Raw genomic sequence first — 15362 nt, 5'->3', positions numbered from 1 at the left:
CCTGCGATAGCATCACCTCGGTTTTGCTGACACACCGAGTTGCCTGCATCGCAGGCAAGCCAGCTCCCACATTTGTTTAGTGGTGATCTCAGGTTCTCAGGTGAGTCAGCGGCAACTCAGTGCTATTGAGCACTTGGTTCAGCACAAAGCTGGAACGCACGCTGGTCACGCCGTCGATGCGGGTGAGATGCCCCAGCAGCAGTTTCTGATAGTGATCCATGTCCGGCACCACCACCTTCAACTGATAGTCGGCATCCATCCCGGTGACCAAGCTGCATTCCAGCACCTGGGGCAGGGTGCGGATCGCCGCCTCGAAGTTCTCGAAACGCTCCGGTGTGTGTCGGTCCATGCCGATCAGAACGTAGGCCGTAAGGCTAAGGCCAAGCATCTTGCGGTCGAGCAGGGCGACCTGGCGGGCGATGTAGCCGTCGTCTTCCAACTGCTTGACCCGGCGCGAGCACGGCGAAGGCGACAAGCCGATGCGTTCGGCCAACTCCTGGTTGGAGATCCTCGCGTCGCGCTGCAATTCCGCCAAAATACTCAGGTCGTATCGGTCAAGCTTGCTCATTGGGTTGGCCTTTGTCGTAACTATTGCGGTGAATTATCCATGAAGGGTTAAAAATTGCGCAAGCACTGTTTATTGACGCAATCTTCGCAATCATCTGCCGGGCACTAGCAGGTATCTTTATCAACAGAATCACCGCCTGGACAACAGTCCAAAGCAGCTCGCCCAATCAGGCCCGCTGCGGCCACCACCCCAGCAGGGTTGAGTTGGCCTCCAGGCTGCACACTGTCCACAAGACGGCGTGAGGTGAGCCAACGTCAAAAGCGTTGAGCACGGACGAAGTTCTCAAGGGGTGGCCGACGGGTCACCCCTTTTCTTTTGCCCACGAAAATAGTTCTCGTGACTGATAACCTGTCTCAGAACCGGGCCGCGCTTTTCCAGTCTCATGGACAGGCCCCAATCCGCAGTGAGGAATAGCATGAAGCGCATCTGGCGTTTGACAGGTGTAGGTTTGCTGATGGTCGCCGTGGGCGCCAACGTGATGGCCGACGAGCGTGATAACACACCGCGCCCTGAAGGCGGTGGCCAGCATGAGCGCGGCCAGGGTGGCGGCCGACAGCCGGGCAATGAACCGCCACGCCCGCAGAACAATGCGCCACGGCCGGAGAATAACCAGCCACGGCCAGAGAACAATCAGCCGCGCCAACAGAATCCGCATTTTGAACAGCACAGTGGCCAGAACGACCACTGGCAAGGTCGTCAGCCGGGCAATGAACCGAGCCGGCCGGTGCAACAGCCGCAGCCACAGCCGTCGAACAACCTGCCGATCCAGAGCCGCCCCGATACCGTGCGCCAGACCCAGGAACCGCGTCAGGGCAATTACCGCGACATCCCTCGCCGCAACGACGGCAACCCACACTGGGAGGCCGGCGGCCCCGGGTCGCGTCCGGGTTACAACGGCGGTGGTTACAACAATAACCGGCCTGGCGATAACCATTGGCCCGGCCGTCCCGATGGCCACGGCAATGGCTGGGGCCCAGGCCCGCAGCATCGCCCGGGGTATGTCATCGACCGCTTTCCCGACCGCCACTACCGCGTGCCTTACCGTGGCCAGGACTATTTCTTCTCCGGGGGTTACTGGTATCGCCCGCAAGGCCCGCGCTACGTGGTGGTGACGCCGCCTTACGGCATCCGCGTGCAATATCTGCCGGACTATGCGCGGGAAGTGTGGGTGGGCAGCGCGTTGTTCTTCCTCGCGGCCGGTGCCTACTACACCTATGAAAGCAGCACCCAGCAGTATGTGGTGGTGCAACCGCCGACCGAAGTCCCGGTCGCCCAGCCGGCGCCCCAGGGCAACGGGTATGACGTGGTGGCGTATCCCGCCAACGGCCAGTCACCGGCCCAGGTGCAGCAGGACGGCTATGACTGTTACCGCTGGGCCGTGCAGCAAAGCGGCTTTGATCCACAGCAAGTCACCTATGCCCCCGACCCGGCGGTGGTGCAAACCTACCGCCAGGCCCAGGGCAACTGCCTGAGCAGTCGCGGCTATCAGGTGCAGTACTAGGCCTTGGTGCCGGTGACCACTTCCCGCGGGTCGGCGTGCACCAGCACTTCGGCACGCGGGTAGGCGTCGTGAATGGCATCGGCGGCCCTGTCGCTGATGGCGTGGGCCACGGACAAGGTCAACTCCCCCGGCAACTCCAGGTGCAACTGCACAAACCAGTGGTTGCCCGAAATGCGCGTGCGCAAGTCATGCGCGCCCAACACCCCCGGCACGCCACGGGCCAGTTCCAGCATGTGCTGGCTGACGTCCGGCGGCAGCTCTTCATCCATCAACACCGCAAAACTTTCCCGGGCGATATGGATGGCGCTCCACAGGATATAAACAGCGATGCCCAAGCCAAACCAGGCATCCACCTGGTGGTAGCCAAACGCCGCGAGCCCCAGGGCCACCAGGATGCTGCCATTGAGCAACAAGTCCGAGCGATAGTGCAGCGAGTCGGCGCGCACCGCGTTGGAGCCGGTTTCGCGCACGACCCGGTGTTGCAGCATCAGCAAGGCCACGGTCAGCAGCAGGGAAAAGATGATCACCCCAATGCTCAACCACGGCGCACCGACCGGTTCCGGGTGCTGCAAGCGTTCGTACGCCTGCAGCGCAATCAACACCGCACTGCCGCCGATAAACAACGCCTGGGCCATGCCTGCCAGTGATTCGGCCTTGCCATGGCCGTAACGGTGATCGTCATCGGCCGGGCGCAGGGCGTAATGCACCGCGAGCAGGTTCAGCAGTGAGGTCACCCCGTCCAGCAACGAATCGGTCAACCCGGCGAGCATGCTCACCGAGCCGCTGAGCCACCAGGCGATGGCCTTGGTGATAATCAACGCACACGCCACGCCCACCGAGGCGCGGGTAGCCAGGCGCAGAAGCCTGGCGTGTTCGGGACTGCTGGTCATAGGCGGATCGAACCTCAGGCGGCGGGTTTTAGGCCGAGGGAGGCGAGTTGCTGCACGCTACCCTTGAACTGGATCAGGCGCGGGTCGTCCAGCGGCAGGTTGCGGCCGGTTTCTTTCTGGATGATGGATTGCAGCTTGGCGTTGTCGACCTTGCCGTCGGCGCCGATGGCTTCGTGCAGCTTCTCGGGGGCCACCTGGGCGGTCTTGCCCGGTTCGAAGTAGATCGCGCCGGTGGCGAAGTCCACACCGAAGGCGATCAGGCCGGGGATCACATAGAACAGCAGGCCCACGGCATCGAGTACGGCAATCGCCGGGTCGATCTTGCCGTCGATCTGGCCACGGCGGTCCGGGTAGAAGATCGAACCGCAGGCCGTCAATTGGCTCAGCAGGGTGACGGCGAGGACACCGCCGATGACACGGGAAGCGATACGCATGGGGAATCTCCTGAATACGATTGATACGGGACTATAAGCGACGAAGATCCAGTGTGGGAGCGGGCGTGCTCGCGAATGCGGAGTATCAGTCGCATATCCATCAACTGACAGACCGCATTTGCGAGCAAGTCCGCTCCCACATTTAACCGTTTCTGTGACCATCACCGGTACTCGGCAGTTCGCCGTTATACTCGCCGCTCTGCTTTGGAGCCAGTATGAATTCGTTGCCCATCGATGATGTTTTACCCGCCCTGCGTGACGCCTTGGCGAATCGCCATGAAGCCGTGCTGGAAGCACCGCCCGGCGCCGGTAAAACCACCCGTGTGCCCTTGGCCCTGTTGAACGAGCCGTGGCTGGCCGGGCAAACCATCCTGATGCTCGAACCACGCCGCCTCGCCGCCCGCGCGGCAGCCGAGCGGCTGGCCAGCGAGTTGGGCGAAAAAGTCGGCGAGACGGTCGGCTATCGCATCCGCCTCGACAGCAAGGTCGGCCCCAACACCCGTATCGAAGTGGTCACCGAAGGCATCCTCACGCGCCGCCTGCAGGACGACCCGGCGCTCGACGGCGTGGGCCTGCTGATCTTCGACGAGTTCCACGAGCGCAGCCTCGACGCCGACCTCGCCCTGGCCCTGAGCCTCAACGGTCGCGAACTGTTTCGCGATGAGCAGCCGCTGAAAATCCTGCTGATGTCCGCCACCCTTGAAGGCGAACGCTTGTCTGTGCTGTTGGACAACGCGCCGATCCTGCGCAGCGAAGGGCGCATGTTCCCGGTACAGATGCGCTGGGGCCGGCCGTATCAGGCCGGGGAGTTCATCGAGCCGCGCGTGGTGCAGACGATCCTTGACGCGCTGCACGATGAAAGCGGCAGTGTGCTGGTGTTCCTGCCCGGTCAGGCGGAGATTCGGCGGGTCAACCAGCAACTGGCTGACGCCCTCGCTGAACGCAGCGATGTGCTGTTATGCCCGCTGCACGGCGAACTCGACCTCAACGCGCAGCGCGCGGCCATCGACCCGGCGCCCGCCGGCAAACGCAAAGTGGTACTGGCCACCAACATCGCCGAGACCAGCCTGACCATCAACGGCGTGCGCGTGGTGATCGACGCCGGGCTGGCGCGGGTGCCACGTTTCGACCCGGGCAGCGGCATGACCCGTCTCGACACCCAGCGCATTTCCCGCGCCAGTGCCACCCAGCGCGCCGGTCGGGCGGGGCGCCTGGAACCGGGGGTGTGTTACCGCTTGTGGTCCGAAGACCAGCACGAGGGCCTCGCCGCCTACGGCAGTGCAGAAATCCTCGCCGCCGACCTCGCCGGCCTCGCCTTGCAACTGGCGCGTTGGGGTGTCACGCCTACGCAACTGGTCTGGCTGGATGTGCCGCCCACCGCTGCGTACGCCCAGGCCCAGGATTTGCTCGAACGTCTCGGCGCCTTGAATGACGACACGCTCACCGCCCACGGCCAGAAAATGGCCGAGCTGCCGGCCCACCCGCGCATCGCCCATTTGCTACTGCGCGGCCAGGACCTGGGGCTGGCGGCGACCGCGTGTGATGTCGCCGCGCTGTTGGGCGAGCGCGACATTTTGCGCGGTGGCGGCGCGGATCTGCACAGCCGCCTGGCGCTGCTGTCCGGTGAAGAACGCGCACGCGGCGGCCAGGGCGGCGTGCAACGGGCCAGGCAACTGGCGCGCCAATACCGTGGCTACCTGAGGGGCCAGGCCACGCAGGCAGTGGCCGACCCCGACCACCCGCGCTGGCTCGGCGCCTTGCTGGCGCTGGCCTACCCGGACCGCGTCGCCCAGCAACGTCGCCCCGGTGGCGCCGAATACCGCCTGGCCAACGGCCGCGCCGCGTTGTTTGCCGAGGCTGACAGCCTGATGAAACAGGCCTGGCTGGTGATCGCTGACCTCGGCAGCCGCCAGGGCCAGCGCGAAGAACGTATCTACCTCGCGGCGGATTTTGATCCGACGCTGTTCGACACGGTGCTCGCCGAGCAAGTGCGCAATGTCGACCAACTCGACTGGGATGAACGCGAAGGCGTGCTGCGCGCCGAGCGCCAGCGCAAAGTCGGCGAACTGGTGCTGAGCCGCGAGCCGCTCACCGGCCTCGACGAATCCGCGCGCAGCCAGGCGCTGGTCAACCTGGTGCGACGCAAAGGCCTTGAGTTGCTGCCGTGGACCCCCGAGCTGCGCCAATGGCAAGCCCGCGTCATGCTGCTGCGCCACCTCGACGCCGGCAAACCCAGCGAATGGCCAGACATCAGCGACAGCGCCTTGCTCGCCAGCCTGGAACACTGGCTGATGCCGTACCTGGGCAAGGTGTCGCGCTTGAGCCACTTCGCCAACCTGGATATTTCCAGCTTCCTGCACAACCTGCTGCCCTGGCCGCTGCCCCAGCGCCTTGACGAATTGGCACCGCAGCATGTGAAAGTGCCGTCGGGCTCGTCGGTGCGTCTGGACTACAGCGAGCAGCCGCCGATTCTGGCGGTGCGCTTGCAGGAACTGTTTGGTCTGGCGGATACGCCGCGCATCGCCGGCGGGCGTCAGGTGGTCAAGCTGCACCTGCTGTCCCCTGCGCGACGGCCGGTGCAGGTGACGCAAGATCTGGCGAACTTCTGGCGCAGTACCTACGCCGAAGTGAAGAAGGATCTGAAGGGCCGCTATCCAAAACACTACTGGCCGGATGACCCGTTGGTAGCCGAAGCCACCGCCCGCATCAAACCGCGCAAATAAAACCTGTAGTGAGCGGGCTTGCCCCGCGCTGGAGTGCGCAGCGCTCCCAAAATCGTGGGGCGGCTTCGCCACCCAGCGCGGGGCAAGCCCGCTCACTACAGGACGGTGTTTGGATCAGTTGAGGTGGGCTTTCAGTTCACCTGCGGCTTGACGCATCGCGGCTTTGACTTGCGGGACAGTGCTCAGTGGGTTGAGCAAGCCGTAGTCATGGATCATCCCGTTGTAGCGCACCGCCGTCACATCCACACCCGCCGCGTCCAGCTTGCGGGCGTAGGCCTCGCCTTCATCGCGCAACACGTCCAGCCCGGCGGTTTGGATCAGCGCCGGTGGCAGGCCCGTCAGCTGTGCCGGGGTGGCGCGCAACGGCGAAGCGTAGATCTCGGCGCGTTGCTTGGTGTCGGTGGTGTAGCTGTCCCAGAACCAATTCATCATGTTCTTGGTGAGGAAGTGGCCTTCGGCGTACTGCTGGTATGACGCTGTGTCGAAGCTGGCGTCGGTCACCGGCCACAGCAGCAGCTGGAAGCGCAGTGTCGGCGAGTGCTGTTCCTTGGCCTTGAGCGCCACCACCGCCGCCATGTTGCCGCCGACGCTGTTGCCGGCCACCGCCAGGCGCGTGCCATCGACGTTGATCTCTTTGCCGTGCTCGGCGACCCAGCGGGTCGCCGCGTAGGCCTGGTTGATCGCGGTCGGGTAGTGCGCTTCCGGCGACGGCGTGTAGTCCACATACACCGCGACGGCGCCGGAGCCCACCACCAGGTCACGAATCAGGCGGGCGTGGGTCGGGTAGTCGCCCAGCACCCAGCCGCCGCCGTGGAAGTACATGAACACCGGCAACTCACCCTTGACGTTGGTAGGGCGCACGATGGTCAGCTTGATGCGCTGGCCGTCGGCCTGGATGGTCTTGTCGCTGACCTGAATGCCCGACATGTCGACCTTCACCGAGTTCTGTGCACCCGTCAGCACGGCCCGTGCATCCTTGGGGCTCAGTTGCTCCAACGGGCGACCGCCGCCAGCGGCGAGGGCGTTGAGGAACGCCTGGGTCTGGTGCTCGGGCACCGCGGTTTCGGCGGCAAAAGCGCTGCCGATGGACAGGGCGAGGAGGGTGGCGGTCAGGGCTTTGTTGAGGGTGTTCATGTCGTTTGGGCTCACTTGAAGTATTGGAATTGGAAGGCCGCTTCAGCGCCTCTGGCTGTCTGCGTGCTGGCTTGGGAAGAAATTTACGACCTGGTCGAGTGAGAGACAATTAGGCTGATTCGAGATTTATTGTCCCCTTAAAAAGGACAATGTAGTGAGCGGGCTTGCCCCGCGCCGGGTGGCGCAGCCGCCCCAAATGGTCCGCCGCGGTGTTTCAGGGAGACCGAGGTGCATGGGATTGGGGCGGCTGCGCCACCCGGCGCGGGGCAAGCCCGCTCACTACAAGGTGGGGAGCAGGAAGCGGGCGATCACGGGCAGGTGGTTGGAGATGCGCAGGGTGTCGTCCTGGCGCACCCGGGCTTCTACACGCTTGAGGCGCGGGCTGTAGAACAGGTAGTCGAGGGTGCGATCCGGGCCGTCGAGGCTGGGGTCGTTGGGGAAGTGCGTTAGCCATTTCTCACGGTCGATGCCGCTGGATTGGCTGTTGCTTGGGATCATCGGGTATTTATCCCACAGCAGGTGCAGCTCACTGTCCGGCGAATATTGCCCGCGTTTGCTGGCGTCCAGGCGTAGGAATTGGCCCAGGGGCAGCAGGTTGAAATCCCCGCCGATCAGCCAGGGCGTGCCACGGCCTTCGAATTTATCCAGCAGTTTGACCGTGGCCTGGACCTGCTCTTGCACCGCACTGCGCCCAGGTGCATCGCCGTCCAGGCGGGTATTGAGCACCGCCAGTTGGCCGCCGTCGCTCAGGGGCAGGTAGGTCAGCAGCAGGGCCGGTTTGGGTTGGAACTGGCGGCTGAAGATATTCGCCTCGGGCGCGGGCAATTGCAGGCGCTCGGCGTGTTCGATCTGGTAGCGGCTCAGGGTCGCCAGCTTGCGGCCGACGCTGCCGAAGATGTGCAGGTCCGGGACAAAATCGGCTTTCCAGTCGAAGGCCTGGGCGCTGCACGGGTAGAGGTCGACCAGACGCTCTTGCAACAGGGCCAGTTGGTCCTGGTAGTGGGAAGGCTTGGCGTTTTCGTCGAGTTCCTGCAACAGCAGCAGGTCGGGCTGCTCGTCGCGGATCACCCGCGCCACTTCGTCCAGGCTGAAGGCCATGTCTTCGACGGTCGGGCGCTCATCGGGGCCGCTGCCGTCGGCGGTGTCGTACCAGAACACGTAGTTCTTGCCGGCCAGGTATTGCACGTTCCAGGTCATGACCTTGAGCGCCTGCCCCGGCAACAGGGTCGGCGCACGCGGCGCCACGCAGCTGACGGGCAGGATTTCCTTGTCGGCGGGGCGCCAGGTCAGGCTGTGGATCAGGGCGGTGAGTAAGCCTGCGAGAATCAGCAGGCCCAGTAAGGTGATGCGCAATAAACGGGTCATCGGCTCGGCTTATGGCGTTTCAGAGGTGCCAGGAGCATATCACCGCGCGTCGGCATCGCCACCGATCAGCATGAATAAACGGAACAGCACCACGCTGGTGAACAGTTGCAGGAAGCTGTGGGCGCTGTCCATCACCAGCCCCAGCAACGGCGCGGGCTCTGGATAGGCCGCGACACTGGCGCCCTTGAGCAGCCACAGCGGCGTCATCACGCACAGCAGGCACACGAGGATGCGCCAGAAGTGCCCGCGGGTCAGGCGAAAACTCTCCTTGATCGCTTCCAGCGCCGTCATGCCGCGCAGCACCAGCAGGTATTCGGCAAAGGCCAGTACCACCATCAGCCACAGGCCCGGCAGGAAGTACAACGACAACCCGAGCAGGATCAGCAAGGTGCTGATAGCCGTCAGCAGCGCGAAACGTGGCCACAGGGTCAGGGCCATGGCCCACACATCCTTGGTGCGCGGCGACTCGCCTCGGGTGCGGGCGTCGAGAAACAGGATCAACGCGCCGGTGTACAGCGGGTACACCAACAACCCCACCACCACGCTGAAACCGGGGAAGGCATCGGGGCCCACCACGTGGTTGAGCACTTGTTGCAGCAAGGCTTCGAGAATCACCAACGGCAGGCACAGCTGGACGATGGCGCCCAGGTTGCGTTGAGTGAAGCGGAGGGAGTCGCGCAGTACATCTAACGGATTCATCAAGTTCATCGCAGGCCTGAAAGCAAGGGCAACACTTTAACCGATCGTGACCGGACGTAAGCAAACGTAAACCTTGAGTAAAGACCATTGAAACAACTCGTAACATCCCCATAACTAGCATGTACCTCAGCCTGACTCCAGGCGGGACCACGATTTCTACCGGCAATCTAACGAGGTCGCCATGAACAGCGAAGAGCAAACCCTGATCGATGGACTGTTTTCACGGTTGCAACAAGCCGAAACGGACTCAGCCCCCCGCGACGCCCTGGCCGAAGCGCGGATCAAGGAGCATATGACGCGCCAACCGGCGGCCGGGTACTACATGACCCAGTCGATCCTGGTGCAGGAACACGCGCTCAAGAGCCTCGACGCGCAGAACAAGCAACAGGCGCAACAGATCCAGCAGTTGCAGGAAGAGTTGCAACAAGCCAAATCCCAATCGGCCCAGCCAGCGCCGAGCAGCGGTGGTTTTCTGTCGAGCATCTTTGGCGGTGGCGGTTCCCGTGAGCAGCAACCGGCCCAGAGCGCTCCGGCGTCTACGGGTGGTTGGCGTGAACCGGCGCGGCCGTCGTTCAACCAGGCGCCTGCGCCGCAACAAAATTATCAACAGCCTCCCGCTGCCGCCGCCCCGATTGGCAGCGGCTTCCTCGGCGGTGCGATGAAAACCGCCGCTGGCGTGGCCGGCGGTGTGTTGCTGGCGGAAGGCATCAGCAGCCTGTTCCATCACAACCAGCAGCCGCAGGTGGTGGAAGAAATCATCGAGCAACCGGCACCGGCCAGCGATCAAGGTGGCTGGGGCAATGACGACCAGAAGTTTGCCGGCAACGACAACTGGGGCAGCAACAACTCGGACAGCTTTGCCGACAGCGATTATTCCGACGATTCCTCCTCCTTCGGCGACGACGATTCCTTCGTCTGATGCTCCCAAGCCCGGTGCGCTTTGTCGCGCCGGGCTGATTTTTCTCGGAAACTTCCCCATGGCTGGCATACTGGCGCCTTTGCGGACGTGCGCGTCCGGCATCCAAGTGGCTGTCATGGGGAAGTGCGGTGAAGAAAATTGCAGTGTTCGCCGATGTACAAAACCTCTACTACACCGTGCGCCAAGCGTATGGCTGCCACTTCAACTACGCCGCCCTGTGGGCTGACATCAGCGCCCGCGGGCAGATCGTCGAGGCGTACGCCTATGCCATCGACCGTGGCGACAGCAAGCAGCAACAGTTCCAGCAGATCCTGCGCAACCTGGGCTTTACGGTAAAACTCAAGCCGTACATCCAGCGCAGCGACGGCTCGGCCAAGGGCGACTGGGACGTGGGCATCACGCTCGACATCATGGACGCCGCGGACCACGTCGACGAAATCGTGCTGGCTTCCGGTGACGGAGACTTCGACATGCTGCTCGAACGCATCATCAACAAGCATGGCGTCGAAGCCGTGGCCTACGGCGTGCCGGGGCTGACCGCCAACTCGTTGATACGTGCGGCCAGCCGCTACGTGCCGATCGAAGGCGCGCTGCTGCTCAAATAAATTGTGGAACGGAGTTGGAACAGGTTTGGAACGTATAGCGGTCATCGACTTTGAAACCACCGGCATCAGCCCGAGCAGCCAGTGCCGCGCCACGGAAATCGCCGTGGTCATCCTTGAGCGTGGTCAGATCGTGGACCGCTACCAGAGCCTGATGAAAACCGGCGTGCACGTGCCCGCGTTCATCGAACAACTCACCGGCATCAGCAACGCCATGCTGCGCGGCGCGCCGCCGGCCGAGCGCGTGATGAACGAGGTCAACGAGTTCGTCGGCACCACCCCGCTGCTGGCGCACAACGCCGCGTTCGACCAGAAGTTCTGGGACTTCGAGCTGGGCCTGATCCGCCGCACCCGCCTGCAGAAGTTTGCCTGCTCGCTGCTGCTGGCGCGGCGCTTGATGCCCTCGGCGCCGAACCACAAACTCGGCACCCTGAATGCGTTCGCCCAGTTGCCCCACACCGGCAAGGCTCACCGGGCGATGGCGGACGCGGAAATGGCGGCCAACCTTACGGCGCACCTGGCGCAGGAACTGCGCGGTACCCATGGTTTGCGCGAACTGTCCCACGACCTGCTGTGCAGCTTGCAGAAAGTCCCGGCGGCAAAAATCACCGAACACCTCAAAAAACATCGCGGCTTCTGAGCCACCACAACCCCAAGAACCCCAAAGATCAAAAATGTGGGAGCGGGCTTGTGTGGGAGCGGGCTTGCTCGCGAAAGCGGTGGATCAGTCGCCGGAAATATTGACTGACACACCGCCTTCGCGGGCAAGCCCGCTCCCACAGGGGTTATGTGTCGTTCATCGAGACTGTGTGCAGTTCAGCGTCTGATCCACGACCACCTTCGCCATCTCCACCAGATGCATCACTGCCCGCTGCTGCACATTCATTGATTCTGCCGATGAGTGTGCTGTCTCTACCGCGCAATGCAGCAAATCCGCCGCATGGGCGAGGGCGTCTTCGAAACTCAGGTTGTCGTTCAGAATGAAATTGGGCGCATCCGGGGCGGACGCTTTGAGGTAGTAGTCGATGGCTCGGCGGTGGAGTAGGGCGTCTTCGCTGAGAAAGCTGGGTGGGTCGGGGGTTACTTTGACCATGGTGAAACTCCTTTTGTGTTGTAAGGAGCTGCATCATTCGCTTGCACGCAAATGAGGGTGGCAGCAGTACGCGGGTGTGCAAGACCGGGACAAAAGGTAAACCCAGCAGATCCGAGGATCTCCCGCGCACGGCTGCCATAAAAATATCGATGCTGCGTATCAAAAACTGAGCAACGAAGAAGTAAGGCATCTGAGCGGCTTTTGTTTGGTCGGACTTGCACGTCCCATCATCAAGTGTTCGATGACTGAGCGAGACTAGCTACCTGATCCGACGGAAACAAGGCCGTGGAATTCTCTAGGAAACATCCCTCAAATGAAAGAGATCGGTCTTGCTGGCCATTGAAATTGAACAGCGCTCAAGTCCTCTGTGAGGCAACTGACGTCATCGCAGGCAAGCCAGCTCCCACAGTTGAATGCATTCCAACTGTGGGAGCTGGCCTGTTCATCGTTCCCACGCAGAGCGTGGGAACGATCGGAGTCAGCCACCATTTTTCCCATTGCTCTCCAACTGCGCCAACGGCACCCGCCGCTCTATCGCGCTGGACAAAATAATCGACGTCTTGCTGAACCCGAACTTCGCGACCCGGTTGATCAGGTTCTCCAACTCCGGCATCGAGCCCACCGCCGCCTGCATGATCACGCACGGATCACCTGTCACCCGGTGGCATTCGGTCAGCTCGGGAATTTCCGCCAGGGCGTCGTAAACCTTCTGGCTGCCGTGGTTGGTCAAGCGCAACTCAATGACGCACTGGATCGGCAAGCCGACTTTGGACAGGTCGACCTTGGCCTGATAACCCGTGATCACCCCGCTGGCCTCCAGCTTGGCCACGCGTTCGGCCACGGCCGGGGCCGAGAGGTTTACTGTGCGCGCCAGTTGCGCGTAGGACGCACGGCCGTCGGCGAGCAGGGCGCTGAGGAGCATGCGGTCGTATTTGTCCATGATAAGGCTCCAATGCTGGGTGGCTTTCGAAAGCGTGGGTTATAGCCCTCACAACCATGCTTTGAAAAGTGTATGGGCGGTTTAAACAGGTTTTGTAACTTAAGTTTAAAGGCCTGCCTTTTTAGAATAAGCATCCCATCTCCTGCCATAGAGCCACCCAATGCCTGGCCCAAGTCGCTTTCCCTTACCGTTGATCGCCGCCTTTTTTGCCTTGTATGTGATTTGGGGGTCCACCTACCTGGTGATCCGCATCGGCGTGGAGTACTGGCCGCCACTGATGCTCGGCGGGATTCGCTTTTTGGCGGCGGGGGCGGTGATGTATGGCTTCCTGCGCTGGCGCGGGGTGCCGGCGCCGACGTGGGAGCAGTGGAAGGCGTGCGCGAAGATCGGCATTTTGCTGCTGACCTTCGGCAACGGCGCGGTGACGCTGGCCGAGCACTCCGGGGTGTCGTCCGGGGTGGCCGCGCTGGCGGTGGCGACGGTGCCGTTGTTCACGTTGTTGTGTGGCTATTTCTGGGGCGCACGTAATACCCGTCTGGAATGGGCAGGTGTGATCCTGGGGATCGCTGGCATCGCCATGCTCAACATGGGCAGCACCTTGCAATCGAGCCCGATGGGCGCCGCGTTGCTGCTGTTTGCGGCCGCTTCGTGGGCGTTCGGTTCGGTGTGGAGCCGACGTCTGCCGTTGCCCCAGGGGGCGATGGCCAGTGCCGCGGAGATGCTGGTGGCGGGCGTAACGCTGCTGATCGGCAGCGCACTCACCGGCGAACGCCTGCACGCCATGCCTCCCGTCGAAGGCTGGCTGGCCCTGGCGTACCTGGCCGTGTTCGGTTCGATCATCGCCTTCAACGCCTATATGTACCTGCTCAAGCACGTGCGCCCGGCGGCGGCGACCAGCTATGCCTACGTCAACCCGGCGGTGGCGGTGTTGCTCGGGATTGTGTTTGTCGGTGAGACCATCGGCATGGAAGAGGCCCTGGCGATGTTGGTGATCATCAGCGCGGTCCTGCTGATCAGCCTGCCCCAGTGGCGCAAGCCCAAGCCGGAAATAAGGTAAACTGCGGCGCATTGCGTGCTTGCGCTGAATTTTCCTACGGTAACTACATGACTTTCGCCTCCCTTGGCCTGATCGAACCCTTGCTGCGCGCCCTTGACACGCTTGGCTACCAGACCCCGACGCCGGTGCAGGCGCAAGCCATTCCAGCGGTGCTGGCCGGTCGCGACTTGATGGCTGCGGCCCAGACCGGCACCGGCAAGACCGCCGGTTTTGCTCTGCCATTGCTGCAACTGCTGACCATGGAAGGGCCGAAAGTTGCCGCCAACTCGGCGCGTGCACTGATCCTGTGCCCGACCCGTGAGCTGGCCGAGCAGGTGCACGCCAGCGTCGCCGAATACGCGCAAAACCTGCCGCTGACCACTTACGCGGTATACGGTGGCGTAAGCATCAACCCGCAGATGATGAAGCTGCGCAAGGGCGTCGACATCCTGGTCGCCACCCCTGGCCGCCTGATCGACCTGTTCCGCCAGAACGCGCTGAAACTCAATCAGCTGCAAACCCTGGTGCTGGACGAGGCCGACCGCATGCTCGACCTGGGCTTCTCGGAAGAGCTGGCGAACATCTACCGCATGCTGCCGAAAAAGCGCCAGACGCTGCTGTTCTCCGCGACGTTCTCCGATGACATCCGCCTGCTCGCCGGGCAGATGCTCAACGACCCGCTGAGCATCGAAGTCAGCCCGCGCAACGTTGCCGCCAACACCGTGAAGCAGTGGGTTGTGCCGGTGGACAAGAAGCGCAAGCCGGAGTTGTTTGTGCACTTGATGCGCAAGGGTCGCTGGAAACAGGTGCTGGTGTTCGCCAAGACCCGTAACGGCGTGGACGCGCTGGTGGACAAATTGCAGGGCCTGGGCATCAACGCCGATGGCATCCACGGCGACAAGCCGCAGGCGACCCGCCAGCGTGCGCTGGACCGCTTCAAGGCCAGCGAAGTGCAGATCCTGGTGGCCACCGACGTGGCAGCCCGTGGCCTGGACATCGAAGACCTGCCGCTGGTGGTCAATTTCGACCTGCCGATCGTGGCCGAGGACTACATCCACCGCATCGGCCGCACCGGGCGTGCGGGCAACACCGGCGAGGCGATTTCCCTGGTGTGTGCCGATGAAGTGAACATGCTGTCGGCCATCGAGATGCTCACGCGTCAGACGTTGACCCGCAAGATGGAGCCGGACTTTGAACCGGAGCACCGTGTGCCGGACACCGATGCCAGCGGCCAGGTGGTGAAGAAACCGAAAAAGCCGAAGAAACCTAAAACTTCCGGTGGTGGCGGCAAGCGCAACCTGGGCAAGTGGGTGGACAGTGGTGACGCGGCGCCGGCCGAGCCTTCGATCAAGCCGGTGCGCAAGGTGCCGGTGTTTAATACCGGGCCGCGTAAGAAGAAGTGATTTTGCGCTGTGGCTGATGGCCCCTTCGCGAGCAAGCCCGCTCCCACACTCGACC

Annotated in this window: 15 protein-coding genes; 7 read left to right on the top strand and 8 right to left on the bottom strand. The window is 62.9% G+C overall.

The annotated features are described in order from the left end of the window. Nucleotides 1-88: 88 nt before the first annotated feature. Complete coding sequence (locus IB241_RS14375; protein WP_017735654.1) at nucleotides 89-568, bottom strand: Lrp/AsnC family transcriptional regulator; 480 nt, start codon at nucleotides 566-568, stop codon at nucleotides 89-91. Nucleotides 569-983: 415 nt separating this feature from the next. Here IB241_RS14375 and IB241_RS14370 point away from each other — a divergent pair, with 415 nt between their 5' ends. After that, entirely contained in the window at nucleotides 984-2069 is a 1086-nt protein-coding gene (locus tag IB241_RS14370) for a DUF6515 family protein (RefSeq protein WP_192299013.1), read from the top strand. On the opposite strand, the gene IB241_RS14365 is transcribed toward IB241_RS14370, so the two are convergent. Together IB241_RS14365 and IB241_RS14360 are read right to left on the bottom strand one after the other, a co-directional pair. Continuing rightward, the gene (locus IB241_RS14365; protein WP_192299012.1) at nucleotides 2066-2959 is read right to left on the bottom strand and encodes a cation diffusion facilitator family transporter; all 894 of its coding nucleotides are present in this window, start codon (nucleotides 2957-2959) and stop codon (nucleotides 2066-2068) included. The genes IB241_RS14370 and IB241_RS14365 overlap by 4 nt on opposite strands. Before the next feature lie 14 nt (nucleotides 2960-2973). Further along, on the bottom strand, nucleotides 2974-3393 hold the full coding sequence (locus IB241_RS14360) for a polyribonucleotide nucleotidyltransferase (RefSeq protein ID WP_192299011.1): 420 nt from the start codon (nucleotides 3391-3393) through the stop codon (nucleotides 2974-2976). Nucleotides 3394-3608: 215 nt separating this feature from the next. Here IB241_RS14360 and hrpB point away from each other — a divergent pair, with 215 nt between their 5' ends. Next, the gene (hrpB, locus tag IB241_RS14355; RefSeq protein ID WP_192299010.1) at nucleotides 3609-6116 is read left to right on the top strand and encodes an ATP-dependent helicase HrpB; all 2508 of its coding nucleotides are present in this window, start codon (nucleotides 3609-3611) and stop codon (nucleotides 6114-6116) included. Nucleotides 6117-6230: 114 nt separating this feature from the next. Here the strand turns inward: hrpB and IB241_RS14350 are convergent, their stop codons facing one another. From IB241_RS14350 to IB241_RS14340, 3 genes are all read right to left on the bottom strand, one after another. Continuing rightward, complete coding sequence (locus tag IB241_RS14350) at nucleotides 6231-7250, bottom strand: alpha/beta hydrolase (protein ID WP_192299009.1); 1020 nt, start codon at nucleotides 7248-7250, stop codon at nucleotides 6231-6233. Nucleotides 7251-7529: 279 nt separating this feature from the next. Continuing rightward, complete coding sequence (locus IB241_RS14345; protein WP_192299008.1) at nucleotides 7530-8615, bottom strand: endonuclease/exonuclease/phosphatase family protein; 1086 nt, start codon at nucleotides 8613-8615, stop codon at nucleotides 7530-7532. A gap of 39 nt (nucleotides 8616-8654) precedes the next feature. Further along, nucleotides 8655-9314: a YciC family protein gene (locus IB241_RS14340; protein WP_192299007.1), complete on the bottom strand. Its 660-nt coding sequence runs from the start codon at nucleotides 9312-9314 to the stop codon at nucleotides 8655-8657. 181 nt (nucleotides 9315-9495) lie between these two features. Here IB241_RS14340 and IB241_RS14335 point away from each other — a divergent pair, with 181 nt between their 5' ends. The 3 genes from IB241_RS14335 to IB241_RS14325 all read left to right on the top strand — a co-directional run bounded on the left by IB241_RS14335 (nucleotide 9496) and on the right by IB241_RS14325 (nucleotide 11475). Next, nucleotides 9496-10233 carry a DUF2076 domain-containing protein gene (locus IB241_RS14335; protein ID WP_192299006.1) on the top strand — a complete coding sequence of 246 codons (738 nt, stop codon included), beginning with the start codon at nucleotides 9496-9498 and terminating at the stop codon, nucleotides 10231-10233. 128 nt (nucleotides 10234-10361) lie between these two features. After that, nucleotides 10362-10838, top strand: coding sequence for an NYN domain-containing protein (locus tag IB241_RS14330; protein ID WP_192299005.1), 477 nt, complete (start codon nucleotides 10362-10364; stop codon nucleotides 10836-10838). Between the two features lie 25 nt (nucleotides 10839-10863). Then, nucleotides 10864-11475: a PolC-type DNA polymerase III gene (locus tag IB241_RS14325; RefSeq protein WP_192299004.1), complete on the top strand. Its 612-nt coding sequence runs from the start codon at nucleotides 10864-10866 to the stop codon at nucleotides 11473-11475. Nucleotides 11476-11631: 156 nt separating this feature from the next. On the opposite strand, the gene IB241_RS14320 is transcribed toward IB241_RS14325, so the two are convergent. Both IB241_RS14320 and IB241_RS14315 read right to left on the bottom strand, forming a co-directional pair. After that, complete coding sequence (locus IB241_RS14320; RefSeq protein ID WP_192299003.1) at nucleotides 11632-11928, bottom strand: DUF6124 family protein; 297 nt, start codon at nucleotides 11926-11928, stop codon at nucleotides 11632-11634. Between the two features lie 478 nt (nucleotides 11929-12406). After that, nucleotides 12407-12868, bottom strand: a complete 462-nt coding sequence (locus tag IB241_RS14315) for an Lrp/AsnC family transcriptional regulator (RefSeq protein WP_192299002.1) — start codon at nucleotides 12866-12868, stop codon at nucleotides 12407-12409. A 160-nt stretch (nucleotides 12869-13028) separates the two neighbouring features. Between IB241_RS14315 and yedA the strand changes: the two genes are divergently transcribed. After that, complete coding sequence (gene yedA, locus IB241_RS14310) at nucleotides 13029-13925, top strand: drug/metabolite exporter YedA (RefSeq protein WP_192299001.1); 897 nt, start codon at nucleotides 13029-13031, stop codon at nucleotides 13923-13925. 47 nt (nucleotides 13926-13972) lie between these two features. Continuing rightward, nucleotides 13973-15307, top strand: coding sequence for a DEAD/DEAH box helicase (locus IB241_RS14305; protein ID WP_192299000.1), 1335 nt, complete (start codon nucleotides 13973-13975; stop codon nucleotides 15305-15307). Nucleotides 15308-15362 lie beyond the last annotated feature (55 nt).

It is taken from the genome of Pseudomonas sp. PDM05, from assembly GCF_014851685.1.
Lineage (GTDB): Bacteria > Pseudomonadota > Gammaproteobacteria > Pseudomonadales > Pseudomonadaceae > Aquipseudomonas.
The sequence above is the reverse complement of the archived record's forward strand: the minus strand, read 5'-3'. Positions and strand labels throughout refer to the sequence as shown.